The organism is Streptomyces spinosus, from assembly GCF_020400655.1.
In the GTDB taxonomy this organism is placed as follows: Bacteria; Actinomycetota; Actinomycetes; order Streptomycetales; family Streptomycetaceae; genus Streptomyces; species Streptomyces argyrophylli.
Genome location: NZ_JAINRC010000010.1, coordinates 262,114 through 274,623, shown reverse-complemented (window position 1 = coordinate 274,623; position 12,510 = coordinate 262,114). Strand labels below are relative to the sequence as shown.

General features: G+C 72.8%; 10 protein-coding genes. 6 read left to right on the top strand and 4 right to left on the bottom strand.

Annotated features, from left to right (window positions below):
- Nucleotides 1–23 precede the first annotated feature (23 nt).
- Nucleotides 24–1,037, top strand: a complete 1,014-nt coding sequence (selD, locus tag LG395_RS20510) for a selenide, water dikinase SelD (RefSeq protein WP_171159083.1) — start codon at nt 24–26, stop codon at nt 1,035–1,037.
- 65 nt (nt 1,038–1,102) lie between these two features.
- Here the strand turns inward: selD and fdh are convergent, their stop codons facing one another.
- Nucleotides 1,103–4,372 carry a formate dehydrogenase gene (gene fdh / locus LG395_RS20505; RefSeq protein ID WP_225810766.1) on the bottom strand — a complete coding sequence of 1,090 codons (3,270 nt, stop codon included), beginning with the start codon at nt 4,370–4,372 and terminating at the stop codon, nt 1,103–1,105.
- Nucleotides 4,373–4,670: 298 nt separating this feature from the next.
- Between fdh and LG395_RS20500 the strand changes: the two genes are divergently transcribed.
- Genes LG395_RS20500 through LG395_RS20480 form a run of 5 tightly spaced genes read left to right on the top strand, consistent with a single transcriptional unit; the run spans nt 4,671 to nt 8,512 of the window.
- A complete protein-coding gene (locus LG395_RS20500; RefSeq protein ID WP_225810765.1) occupies nt 4,671–5,270 on the top strand; it encodes a cytochrome c oxidase subunit II in 600 nt (199 codons plus the stop codon).
- Nucleotides 5,267–6,922: a cytochrome c oxidase subunit I gene (locus LG395_RS20495; protein WP_225810764.1), complete on the top strand. Its 1,656-nt coding sequence runs from the start codon at nt 5,267–5,269 to the stop codon at nt 6,920–6,922. The genes LG395_RS20500 and LG395_RS20495 overlap by 4 nt, the downstream gene beginning before the upstream one ends.
- Nucleotides 6,919–7,278 carry a hypothetical protein gene (locus LG395_RS20490; protein ID WP_171159086.1) on the top strand — a complete coding sequence of 120 codons (360 nt, stop codon included), beginning with the start codon at nt 6,919–6,921 and terminating at the stop codon, nt 7,276–7,278. The genes LG395_RS20495 and LG395_RS20490 overlap by 4 nt, the downstream gene beginning before the upstream one ends.
- Nucleotides 7,279–7,284: 6 nt before the next feature.
- On the top strand, nt 7,285–7,809 hold the full coding sequence (locus LG395_RS20485; protein WP_225810763.1) for a hypothetical protein: 525 nt from the start codon (nt 7,285–7,287) through the stop codon (nt 7,807–7,809).
- Nucleotides 7,799–8,512 carry a haloacid dehalogenase type II gene (locus LG395_RS20480; protein ID WP_225810762.1) on the top strand — a complete coding sequence of 238 codons (714 nt, stop codon included), beginning with the start codon at nt 7,799–7,801 and terminating at the stop codon, nt 8,510–8,512. The genes LG395_RS20485 and LG395_RS20480 overlap by 11 nt, the downstream gene beginning before the upstream one ends.
- 132 nt (nt 8,513–8,644) lie before the next feature.
- Here the strand turns inward: LG395_RS20480 and nrfD are convergent, their stop codons facing one another.
- From nrfD to qcrB, 3 genes are read right to left on the bottom strand one after another with little or no spacing between them, the layout of a single operon-like run.
- Nucleotides 8,645–9,664 (bottom strand): NrfD/PsrC family molybdoenzyme membrane anchor subunit, encoded by a 1,020-nt coding sequence (nrfD, locus tag LG395_RS20475; protein WP_171159088.1) that lies wholly within the window; start codon nt 9,662–9,664, stop codon nt 8,645–8,647.
- A complete protein-coding gene (locus LG395_RS20470) occupies nt 9,661–10,677 on the bottom strand; it encodes a 4Fe-4S dicluster domain-containing protein (RefSeq protein ID WP_171159089.1) in 1,017 nt (338 codons plus the stop codon). The genes nrfD and LG395_RS20470 overlap by 4 nt, the downstream gene beginning before the upstream one ends.
- Before the next feature lie 15 nt (nt 10,678–10,692).
- Nucleotides 10,693–12,282, bottom strand: coding sequence for a cytochrome bc1 complex cytochrome b subunit (qcrB, locus tag LG395_RS20465; protein WP_225810819.1), 1,590 nt, complete (start codon nt 12,280–12,282; stop codon nt 10,693–10,695).
- Nucleotides 12,283–12,510: the final 228 nt, after the last annotated feature.

Sequence of the window (12,510 nt, the reverse complement as noted above, 5' to 3'; positions counted from 1 at the left end):
TAATGCCCCAGGAGACCACCGGTATGACAACGACACCGGCCCGTCAGGCGCCCGTACGGCTCACGCAGTTCGCCCACGGCGGCGGCTGCGCCTGCAAGATCCCGCCCGGGGAGCTGGAGGAGGTGGTCGCCGGGCTGACCGCACCGCCGCTCGCCGGCGGCGACACCCCGCTGCTCGTCGGCCTCGCCACCGGTGACGACGCGGCCGTCGTCACGCACCGGGGGACCGCCCTCGTGTCCACGGCCGACTTCTTCACCCCGGTCGTGGACGACCCCTACGACTGGGGCCGGATCGCCGCCGCCAACGCCCTGTCCGACGTGTACGCGATGGGCGGCCGGCCGGTGCTGGCCGTCAACCTGCTCGCCTGGCCGCGCGACCGGCTCCCGTTCGCACTCGCCCGCGAGGTGCTGCGCGGCGGACTGGACATCGCCACCGAGGCGGGCTGCCACGTCGGCGGCGGGCACAGCGTCGACGACCCCGAGCCCAAGTACGGCATGGCCGTCACCGGCATCGCCGATCCGGCGCGGCTGCTGCGCAACGACGCCGGCCGGCCCGGGCTGCCGCTGTCGCTGACCAAGCCGCTCGGCATCGGCGTCCTGAACAACCGCCACAAGGCCACCGGCGAGCGGTTCGCGCACGCCGTCGCCACGATGGCGGCCCTCAACCGCGACGCGTCCGAGGCGGCGCTGGCCGCCGGCGCCGAGTGCGCCACCGACGTCACCGGGTTCGGCTTCCTCGGCCATCTGCACAAGCTGGCCCGGGCCTCGGGCGTCACGGCCGTGGTCGACACCGCCGCCGTGCCGTACCTGGAGGGCGCCCGGGAGGCCGTACGGGACGGGTACGTCAGCGGCGGCACCCGGCGGAACCTGGAGTGGGTCGCGCCGCACACCGACTTCGGGGACACCGACGCGGACACCCGGCTGCTGCTCGCCGACGCCCAGACCTCCGGCGGACTGCTCGTCGCCGGCGAGGTGCCCGGGGCGCCGGTGGTCGGGGAACTGGTACCGCGCGGGGCCCACACCGTCGTGCTCAGGTAGGACCCGCTCAGCCGCTCAGCCGCTCAGCCGCTCAGCCGCTCACCCGGCCGCACCGCGCATTCCGCTCACGGCTCCGTGCCCGTGTGCTCGTCGATGCCCGCCCGGATCCGGTAGGCCCGCACCAGTGCCAGGGACGCCGGACCCCGGGGCCGTCGGCCCGCGCGGATGTCGACGGCGAACGCCTTCGTCTCCTGGATGTGCGTGTTCGGGTCCAGGGACAGGTGCAGCAGCTCGTTGGCCGCGTCCCCGGTGCTGTAGCCGTTCGGACCCCAGTGGTACGGCAGCCCCACCTGGTGCAGCCGGCGGCCGTGCACCGTCAGCGGGGTCATCCGGTCGGTCACCAGCACCCGCGCCTCGATCACACCCCGCGCGCTGACGATCGTCGCCCATCCGGTGTGCGCCAGGCCCCGCTCGGCGGCCAGCTCCGGGGAGACCTCGCAGAAGAACTCCGGCTGGAGTTCGGCGAGGTACGGCTGCCAGCGGGACATCCCGCCCGCCGTGTGGTGCTCGGTGAGCCGGTAGGTGGTGGCCACGTACGGGAACACCCCGGAGCCGGGCTCGTCACCGCTCGGCTGGTAGCGGTTGTCCGGGTGCGGCGGCAGCAACTGCCGTACCGGATTGCGCTGCTGGTCGTAGAGCAGGTTCGGGAACGGGGAGTCCTGCGGCTCGTAGTGCGCCGGCAGCGGTCCGTCGGTGAGTCCGGACGGCACGTACAGCCACGCCTTGCCGTCGGCCTGCATGATGAACGGGTCCGTGCCGGACAGGGCCTCCGGACCGGACGCGTCCTCGGCCGGCTCGTGGTCCGGCGCCTTGTCCTTCTTGAAGTCGGGGACGTCGTGCCCGGTCCACTCGCCCTGCTCGCCCTTGTCCGGGTCCCACCACACCAGCGCCTTGCGCTCGCTCCACGGCCTGCCCCCGGGGTCGGCGGAAGCCCGGTTGTACAGGATGCGCCGGTTGGCCGGCCAGGCCCACGCCCACTCGGCCGCCACCCAGTCCTGCTCCCGGCCCGGCTTGCGGCGGGCCGCCTGGTTGACGCCGTCGGCGTACACACCGCAGTAGATCCAGCAGCCGCAGGCGGTGGAGCCGTCGGGCTTCAGCTGCTCGTACGACGACAGCGGGTTGCCCTCGGCGTCATGGCCGTTGACCTCGGCGAGGACGGCCTCCGCGTCCGGCTCGGCAAGCCGGCCCTTCGTCGGATAGTCCCAGGCGAGGTCGAGCACCGGCCGGTCCATCTCGTCGCCGGACCCGGCGAGCTTCTGCCGGATGATCCGCCCGAGGTGGTACGTGAACCACAGGTCGCTGCGCGCCTCGCCGGGCGGCTCGACCGCTTGGTGGTGCCACTGGAGCAGCCGCTGGGTGTTGGTGAAGCTGCCGTCCTTCTCGGTGTGCGCGGCGGCAGGCAGGAAGAACACCTCGGTGCCGATGTCCTCCGTGCGCAGCTCCCCGGTCTCGATCTCCGGGCCGTCCTTCCACCAGGTCGCCGACTCGATCAGGGAGAAGTCCCGCACGACCAGCCAGTCCAGGTTGGCCATGCCGAGCCGCATCAGCTTGGAGTTGGCGTTGCCCACGGCCGGGTTCTCGCCGATGAGGAAGTAGCCCTTGCAGACGCCCTCCAGCTGGGCCATCGTCGTCTCGTACGTCGAGTGCGAGCCGGTGAGCCGCGGCAGGTAGTCGAAGCAGAAGTCGTTCTCCGCCGTCGCCGCGTCACCCCAGTACGCCTTGAGCAGGCTCACCAGGTAGGAGCGCATGTTGCCCCAGTAGCCCTTGTGCGTGGCCTCGGCCTCGACGAAGGCCTCCAGGTCCTGGTTCTGGTGGGCGTGCGGCATCGGGATGTAGCCGGGCAGCAGGTTGAACAGCGTCGGGATGTCCGTGGATCCCTGGATGGAGGCGTGCCCGCGCAGCGCCAGGATGCCGCCGCCGGGCCGGCCGATGTTGCCGAGCAGGGTCTGCAGCACGGAGGCCGCCCGGATGTACTGCACGCCCACCGTGTGCTGGGTCCATCCGACCGCGTAGGCGAACGCGGTCGTGCGCTCGCGCCCGGAGTTCTCCGTGACCAGTTCGCACACCTGCCGGAACAGCTCCTGCGGCACCCCGCAGATCCGCTCCACCATCTCCGGCGTGTACCGGGCGTAGTGCCGTTTCAGCACCTGGAACACGCACCGCGGGTGGGTCAGGGTCTCGTCGCGCTCCGGCTCGCCCTCGCCGATCACCGCGCCACCGGCGCCGTGCGCCTCGCCGCGGGCCGCCTCGGTCACCGAACTGCCGCCGTCGCTGCGCTCCTCGTACTCCTGGTCGCGCTCGCCGGAGGCCGCCTGGACCTCGGACCCCTCGTACTGCCAGCTGTTGCTGTCGTACGAGTGGCTGTCGGTGTCCAGGCCGGAGAAGACGCCGGCCAGGTCCTCGGTGTCCCGGAAGTCCTCCCGCAGGATCATCGGGGCGTTGCTGTACGCCACGATGTAGTCACGGAAGTACTTCTCCTGCCGGAGCACGTAGTTGATGATGCCGCCGAGGAAGGCGATGTCCGTGCCCGCGCGCAGCGGCACGTGCAGGTCGGCGAGCGCGCTGGTGCGGGTGAAGCGCGGATCGACGTGGATCAGCTTCGCGCCCCGCGCCTTGGCCTCCATCACCCACTGGAACCCGACCGGATGGCACTCGGCCATGTTCGAGCCCTCGATGACGATGCAGTCCGCGTTCTGCAGGTCCTGCTGGAAGGTGGTCGCGCCGCCGCGTCCGAACGAGGTTCCCAGACTGGGAACGGTGGAGGAGTGTCAAACGCGCGCCTGGTTCTCGATCTGGATCGCTCCGAGCGCGGTGAACAACTTCTTGATCAGGTAGTTCTCTTCGTTGTCGAGCGTCGCCCCGCCCAGGCTCGCGATGCCCAGGGTGCGCCGGGTGCGGGTCCCGTCGGCCTCCCACTGCCAGCCGTCCCGGCGCGTGGCGATCACCCGGTCGGCGATCATGTCCATCGCCGTGTCCAGGTCCAGCCGCTCCCACTCGGTGCCGTGCGGGCGCCGGTAGAGGACCTGGTGTTCGCGGGCGTCCCCGGTGGTCAGCTGGAGGCTCGCCGCGCCCTTGGGGCACAGCCGGCCGCGCGAGATAGGGGAGTCGGGGTCGCCCTCGATCTGGGTGACCTTCTCGTCCTGCACGTACACGTTCTGGCCGCAGCCGACGGCGCAGTACGGGCAGACGGACTTCACCACCCGGTCGGCCGAGGCGACCCGGGGCGTGAGCCGCGCGCTGTGCCCGCTCTTCGCGGCGGCGCCGCGGCCGAGCGGATCCGTGCCGGTGAGCTGGCGGTAGACAGGCCAGGAGTCGATCCAGGTGCGCACGCCCACGACTCCTCCTCCCACTCGGTCCGTCGATTGTCCCGCACTCCCGCGGTCACGGCATCTCCGGCCGTGACCGGCGACGGGGTACCCCCGCCGGTCACGGGCAAACGGATCCGGCAGGCGGGAGTGACGCGTCCCGGGGGACTCCGCCGCTTGCGGTGTGTCGGCGGACGGACCGGAGGGGGTGCCCGTAATGTCCGGGTGGTCACGGTCCCGAACGAGTGACGGGAGCGATCGCGATGACGGTCAGGCGCAGCGGGGCGACGGCGGTCGCACGGTGAGGCAGCGGCACGTCTTCGGGACCGTGTTCACACTCGAAGCCGTCATCGCGGGCGGTGTGTTCCTCGTCGTCCTCGCCGTGCTGGCCTGGTCGCTGCTGCGCCGGCACGCCCGGACGACCGAGCGCTCCGAGCGGCCGCGCGTGGAGGCCTTCTACGTCGGCGCCCTCGCCGCCTTCGCCGTCTTCCTGGTCACCTGGACGGCCTGGCAGAACCACGAGGAACACCCCGCCGCTCCTCGCGAGCCCCTGCGCGTCGACGTCACCGGCTTCCAGTGGTGCTGGGACTTCCGCTACCCGCGGTCCGCGGACCACCGCCGGGTCACCGGGACCTGCAAGGGCAAGGACATGCCCACGCTCGTCGTCCCGACCGGCCGCACCGTACAGCTCCGGCTCACCTCACGGGACGTCATCCACTCCCTCTGGGTGCCCGGCCTGCGCTACAAGATGGACGCCTTCCCCGACCACGTGAACACCTTCACGCTCACCCTGGACCGGGCGGGCCGCTGGCGCGGCCGGTGCGCCGAGTTCTGCGGACAGCGGCACTGGACCATGGACTTCTGGATCAAGGCGGTATCCCCCCGGGAGTACGACCGCTGGGCGCACGGCGGGACGGCCGCGGCATGACGCTCGCCCCGGACACCGACGCCCAGCGCGGCGACGCCGGCCGGCCCGTCACGCCCGGCAGCTGGCTCGGCTGGGTCTCCACCACCGACCACAAGCGCATCGGCCTGCTCACCATCGGCACCTCCCTGGTGCTCCTGCTGGTCGACGGTGTCTTCGCGCTCCTCATGCGCGCCCAGCTCGCGCAGCCCGAGGAGACCTTCCTCGCCGCCCACCTGTACAACCAGCTGTTCACCATGCACGGCTCGGGCATGATCTACACGGTCATGACGCCGTTCGCCATCGGCCTGGGCGTCTACCTGGTGCCCCTGCAGATCGGCGCCCCCGGCATCGCGCTGCCCCGGCTGACCCTGCTCGGCTACTGGCTGTACGTGCTCGGCGCGCTCACCATGCTGGCCGGCTTCGCCACGCCCACCGGAGCGCACGCCGACGGCTGGTTCTCGTACCCGCCCATGGCCGACAGCGTGCACTCGCCGGGCACCGGCCCCGACCTGTGGATCGTGGGCGTCAGCCTCGCCGTGACCGGAAGCATCCTGATGGGCTGGGCGGTGCTGTGGACCGTCCTGCGCCGCCGCACCCGCGGCATGACCATGCTGCGCCTGCCCGTCTTCTGCTGGTCGATGATCGCCACCTGCCTGATGGTGATCGGTTCCTTCCCGGCGCTGCTGGCCGCGATGGTGCTGCTCGGGGTGGGCCGGGCCGACCCGGACGTCTTCGCTTCCAACGTCTGGAACATCGGCTACCAGCACATCTTCTGGTTCTACGGCCATCCGGTCGTGTACGTGATGTTCTTCCCGTACCTCGCGGCCGTCGCCGAGGTGCTGGCGGTGTTCTCCGGTCGCCGCTTCTTCGGCTACCGGGGCACGGCCCTGTCCCTGCTGGTGTTCGCCGCCCTGTCGATGAGCGTGTGGGGCCACCACATGTTCGCCACCGGGCAGGCCGCCAACGACTACTACTCCCTGACCTCCATCGCGCTGCTGGTGCCCGCGGGTGTGGAGTACTTCGGCATGCTGGGCACGATCCTGGGCGGCCGGCTGCGGCTGCGCGTCCCCATGCTGTTCGCGCTCGCCTTCGTCCCGCAGTTCCTGATCGGCGGGCTCACCGGCATCATGGTCGGCACCCCGGTGATCGACTACCACGTCACCGACAGCTACTTCGTCGTCGCCCACCTGCACTACGTGCTGTTCGCGGGCAGCGCCTTCGGCCTGTTCGCGGCCGTCCACTACTGGTTCCCGAAGGTCACCGGCACCCTGCTGGACGAACGCATGGGCCGTCTGCACTTCTGGCTGCTGGTCGTCGGCACCAACCTCACCTTCCTGCCGATGTTCGCCCTCGGCTACCTCGGCATGCCGCGCCGGGTCGTCACCTACGCCACGTTCGACGGCTTCGGCCTGCTGAACCTGCTCGCCAGTATCGGCGCGGCCTTCCTCGCCGCGGGCATGACGGTGTTCGTCGTCAACGTCCTGTGGACGCTGCGACGCCGTCACCTGGGCCGTGCCGAGCCGGCCGGGGACGACCCGTGGGAGGGCCACACCCTGGAGTGGGCCACCACCTCGCCGCCGCCGCGCCTCAACTTCCCCGCGGACCGCCCGCTGCCGCCCGTCACGAGTTTCGCCCCGCTGCTGGACCGCAGGACGGGAGGGGGCACCGCATGAGACGGCACCTGCCCGCCGTCCTGGTCGCCGGCTGGGGCGTGCTCAACGGCCTGCTCCTCGTGGTGTTGGCCATCTACCGCGAGAACACGATGACGTACTGGCTGTGGGGCGGCGTCGTCCTCGTCCTTCAGCTGTTCGCCCTCGCCGTCCTCGTCTCCTCCCGTGCGCGGCCCGACCAGCACGTCCGCTACCGGGTGCCCGACAGGGGCGCGGGCGGCGTGCTGCCCGGCGCGGTCGGCCTGCTGCTGGTCGGGCTCTGCCTCGTCTACGGCCGTTGGCTGCTCGTCGTGGCCGTGCCGCTGCTGATGCTGTCCGTCGCCCTCGTGGTGCGCGGCACGACGGCGCGGGAGAAGTGAGGCGCCGTGGAGCACTCGGCGCACGCGTCCGTGGCGGCGATGGCCTGGTCGGCCGTCCTCGTCGCCGCGGTGGTCCCGGCGGCCGTGCGGTGCCTGCGGCACTCCCCGCTCTGGGAGCGGATCAGCGTCCCGGCGGGCGTGGCCCTGCCCCTGCTGGTCCTCACGCACGCCTGGACCGTCCTCGGCGATGCCGTGGGCCTCGCACCGCCCGGCGGGGCGCGGGTCACCGAACCCGTCCTGCTCGCGGCCGCGGTGCTGTTCTGGCTGCCGGCCGCCGCCCGCACCCGGCACCGGCTGGACGACCCCGGCCGCTGCCTGTACCTGTTCCTCGCCGCGCCGCTGCTCGACCTCCCGGCGGTGGGCATGGTCGCCGCCGGCCACACCGTGGCCGGGCTCGCCATGATCGTCGGCATGCTGCCCGTCGGCATCGCGGCGGCGGCGGTAACGTGGTCCTGGGTGAACCGCGAGGAACGCGAGGCCCTGGCCGGCCCCGCCGGCCACCCGGGAGGAGGCGATCTTCTTGTCCGGTGACGGACGCCCCCGCGTCCTCGTGTTCGACGTCAACGAAACGCTCACCGACCTGTCGCCGCTCGCGCGGCTGATGGCGCGGGCCGGACTGCCGGAAGAGTCGCTCCCGGCCTGGTTCGCCGGGGTGCTGCGGGACGGGATCGCCCTGAGCCTGGCCGGGGGCCACGCGTCCTTCGGCGACGTGGCCCGTGACGGACTGCGGACGCTCGCGGCCTCGGCGCGGGGCGTGGCCGACCCCGAGGAGACGGCGGAGGACGTCCTCGCCGCGCTGCCCCGGCTGCCCCTTCAGCCGGACGTCCCCGACGGCGTCCGGGCCCTGCGCGCCGCCGGGTACCGCCTGGTCACCCTCACCAATGGCTCCGCCGGCACCACCCGCGCGGTCATCGAACGGGCAGGACTGACCGACTGTTTCGAGACACACCTCGACGTCGAGGCGGTGGGCCGCTGGAAGCCCGCCCGGGAGGCCTACGCCCACGCCGTGGCGGCCGTGGGCGTCCCGGCCGACGAGGTCGCGCTGGTGTCGATACACCCCTGGGACATCGACGGCGCGGCCCGCGCCGGCCTCGCCACCGCCTGGGTGCGGCGCACTCCCGAGCCTTACCCGGTCACCTGCCTCCCCGCCGCCATCGAGGCCACCAGCCTGCCCGACCTGGCTGAACGACTCGTCGCCCAGGGGCAGCTGATCGACGGGGAGGGTATCGGTTAGGGCTCGGCCCGGATGCCCAGGGGGCGGGAGCTGGGGGGAAGGGGGCGGCCGGGAAACGGCCGCCGCCCGGCATGCCGGCACGCCGTCGGTGGCTTCGCACCCCGCGCGCCGCCGGTGGCCGCGCCTGCGTCGTCAGCCGTTCGCCTCCCGGAGCCTCTCCCGCTGGGGGACGACCGTGTACCGGGGGTCCTCCGCGGAGGCCACCCCGGCGTGGAAGACGCCGAAGCGCAGCGCCGCCGAACCGGTCAGGAGGGCCGCTCCCGCCGCTACGGCCAGACGCCGGTCCCGTACCCGGGCCGAGAGCACGGCCAGGGCGGCTCCGCCCGCCGTCAGGGCCTCCGCCGCCCGCAGCAGCCGATGCGGCTTCCCCTGCTCGAAGGGCTCCGCGGACAGCCCCATCCGCTGCCGCATCACCTGGAAGGTGCCCAGTTCCAGCACGGCCCCCAGCGCCGCCATCCGCCGTGCCGGCCCGGCCTGTGCGGGGGGCGCCGCGACCAGGGCGAGACCGGCGGCCGCCGTGGCCGCCGAACCCGCGAACACGAACGGCAGCTGCCGGTAGCCCTCGTGCCAGGACGGCACCGCCGTGTCCGACAGCAGCACCGCGGTGTACGTCGCCACGGCGGGGCCGAGCACGGCGGCACCCGCCGTGGCGGCCGAGCCCACCAGCCGGTACCGGCCCGCCACCTCGGTCGCCGCGGCCGCCAGGGCCAGCGGCGCGTACCCGCTCAGGATCCAGGAGCCGACACTCATCGGAGAGGTGGGCTTGAACACCCGGAGCATGTTCAGGAACCGGGCCGGGCGCCCCAGGTCGTGCACGAGCGCCGCCAGCGACAGCGTGATGCCGCCGGCCGCGCCCAGCTTGGCCACCCTGCCGAGTGCCGGCCGCCCCGTGACCCCGGCTCCCGCCGCCAGCAGCGAGGAGGCCCCGGCCAGCCCGCCCAGGTACAGGTACCCGGCGATGTCCAGCGGCTTCCAGGTCGGCTTCCTGAGGACGGGCCTGCCGTAGTACGACGAGAACTCGGCGTCCGGCACCATCGGCTGCTCGCCCCGCCCGCGCCGGCGCCGCCGGCGCCCCGCGCGCACCCCCGTCGGCGCCTCCCGGTCGGGCCGCGCGTGCCGTACCCCGTCCCGTGTCACGTCGGACTCGCTCATCGCGGCCTCCGCAGGAAGCTCCCGGCGGCGAGCGCGACCAGCGAGACGGCGGCCAGCGCCGCGTGCCGCCACATGTCGGGCAGGTCCCGGGTGGTGACCACCGGGTCCGGGGGCAGTCCGTACACCTCCGGCTCGTCCAGCAGGAGGAAGAACGCGCCGTCGCCGCCGACCCCGTCGTCCGGGCTCTCGCCGTACAGACGGGCGTCGGTCACACCGGCCGCGTGCAGCTGGGCCACCCGCGCCTGCGCGCGCTCCCGCAACTCCTCCAGCGGGCCGAACTGGATGGAGTCCGTCGGGCAGGACTTCGCACAGGCCGGTTCCATGCCGACGCCGAGCCGGTCGTAGCACAGCGTGCACTTCCACACCCGGCCGTCGTCCTTGCGCTGGTCGATCACGCCGTACGGACACGCCGGCACGCAGTAGCCGCAGCCGTTGCAGATGTCCTCCTGGACGACGACCGTGCCGAACTCGGTGCGGAACAGCGAGCCGGTCGGGCACACGTCCAGGCAGGCGGCGTGCGTGCAGTGCTTGCACACGTCCGACGCCATCAGCCAGCGCAACTCCGTCCGCCCGTCGGGGGCAACGGGCGAGATCTCCCCGGCGGGCGCGCCGGCGGGAGCCCGCTCCGGCGGGGGAGTGGTGGCGCCCGGCCCCGGGGAGGCGGGGCCGGTGCCGAGCCGGGACGCGGCGGCGAAGACGTCGACGTCGTCGTGCGCGACCCCCGGTTCCTGTCCGGCGAGCGGCTTGCGCTGCTCGATGAAGGCCACGTGCCGCCAGGTGTCGGCGCCGAGGCCCTGGGTGTTGTCGTAGGACATGCCGGTCAGCAGGAGACCGTCCTCCGGAACGGCGTTCCACTCCTTGCACGCGACCTCGCAGGCCTTGCAGCCGATGCACACCGAGGTGTCGGTGAAGAAGCCCATCCGCGGCGGGGCGTCCGGATAACCGGACGCCCCGGCCACGTCCGGCTGCGGCCCGTACAGGAGGTTCCCGTGGCCCTCAGCGCCGTCGCTCATGCGGTGCCTCCTCGTTCACGACTCGTCGCCTTGCCCGGGCGCCTCGCCCGGAGCGGCCCGTACGACCTCGACCCGGCGCCTCTCCCAGGCGGTGGCCGGCATCTCCACGCTCTTGGCGAGGTACCAGCGGCTGAGGGCGTTGCGCAGCCGGTGCCGGTGGAACCAGCGCCAGGCCTCCGTGCCCTCGGCGCGCGGCCGGGGCGTGTCCCGCACGAGGATGCGGTAGGCCTCCTCGGGGGACAGCAGCGTGTGCGCCTCCTCGTAGCCGCCGCCCGCCGTGCGCCGCACCTCGCCGGTCGCCCCACCCTCCAGCATCCTGCGCCGGTCGGCGGCCTGCAGCCCGAGGCAGGCCCGCTTGGTGGTGTGGTAGGTGACGAAGGGCACCGCGAACAGCGCGGTCCGGAAGATCCGGGCCAGCGAGTCGACGTCCAGGGAGAACTTGTAGGCCAGCACGTCCTGCCCGCCCGCCAGCAGCAGCACGCCGTACGCCGAGACGGCGGCCGCGCCCAGGGCGGTGCGCGTGGGCTGGTTCCGCGGCCGGTCGCACAGGTGCTGCTCGGGCCGTGGGCCGGTGAGCCAGCGCTCGAAGAACGGATAGCCGTACAGGGCCGTGAACAGCGCCGAGGGCAGCACCACACCGGGCAGCAGCACGTCCCAGGCGACCGTGTGCCCGGCGAAGTCCGTCTCCCAGCCCGGCATCAGCCGCAGCGCGCCCTCCAGATACCCCACGTACCAGTCGGGCTGCGCGTCCAGCGAGACCTGGTCGGCGCGGTACGGGCCGAAGCTCCACACCGGGTTGATCTGGAACAGCGCCGCCATCGCCGCCAGCACACCCGACAGGATGAAGAACAGACCCACGGACTTCGCCGTGTACTGCGGGACCAGGGGCTTGCCGATCACGTTGCGGTTGGTGCGGCCGGGCTTCGCCCACTGGGTGTGCTTGTGGTGGACGACGAAGGTCAGGTGCGCGGCGACCAGCGCCAGCAGCAGTCCGGGCACCAGCAGGATGTGGGTGACGTAGAGCCGCGGGATGATCTCGTGCCCGGGGAACTGGCCGCCGAAGACGAAGAACGACAGGTACGTGCCGACGACGGGGATCGACAGCACGATGCCCTGCGAGGTGCGCAGACCGGTGCCGGACAGCAGGTCGTCGGGGAGCGAGTAGCCGCAGAACCCCTCCAGCAGGGCGAGCAGGAACAGCGTCACCCCGATGGTCCAGTTGACCTCCCGGGGCCGCCGGAACGCCCCGGTGAAGAAGATCCGCAGCAGGTGCACGCCGATCGCCGCGACGAACACCAGCGCCGCCCAGTGGTGCAGTTGGCGGACCAGCAGCCCGCCGCGCACGTCGAAGCTGATGTGCAGCACCGACGCGTACGCCTCGCTGGTGAGGGTGCCGCGCAACGGCAGGTAGGAGCCGGTGTACGGCAGTTCCGTCATGCCGGGGTGGAAGAAGAACGTCAGCCAGACACCCGTCAGCACCAGCAGCACCAGGCTGTACAGCGCCAACTCGCCCAGCAGGAACGACCAGTGGTCGGGGAACGCCTTGCGCAGGAACTCCTTGCCGGCGGACGCGACCGGCAGCCGGCGGTCCAGCGCGGTCACCAACCGCTCACCCCGCCCCGCCTGCCGCTCCTCGGACACCGCCACCGCGTGCTCGCCCTCCGCCCCGTGCTCGAACCCTCACTCTCGGTGCTCTGCTCCGAGCCTGGCACGGGTGCCCCCGCTCCGCGCGTCCGAAACGGTCCGGCCCGGCGCGCGGCCCCGTTTGCGGGGGCGGGCGCGCGGCTACCCGGTGGCCCGGACGAGTGGGCGCCGTGTCCCCAGGGAGGCCTT

Bases quoted from the DNA above. Each gene is read 5' to 3' on its own strand.
- nrfD (WP_171159088.1), bottom strand. From the start codon at position 9,664: ATGAGCGAGTCCGACGTGACACGGGACGGGGTACGGCACGCGCGGCCC.
- LG395_RS20490 (WP_171159086.1), top strand. From the start codon at position 6,919: ATGAGACGGCACCTGCCCGCCGTCCTGGTCGCCGGCTGGGGCGTGCTC.
- selD (WP_171159083.1), top strand. From the start codon at position 24: ATGACAACGACACCGGCCCGTCAGGCGCCCGTACGGCTCACGCAGTTC.
- LG395_RS20495 (WP_225810764.1), top strand. From the start codon at position 5,267: ATGACGCTCGCCCCGGACACCGACGCCCAGCGCGGCGACGCCGGCCGG.
- LG395_RS20470 (WP_171159089.1), bottom strand. From the start codon at position 10,677: ATGAGCGACGGCGCTGAGGGCCACGGGAACCTCCTGTACGGGCCGCAG.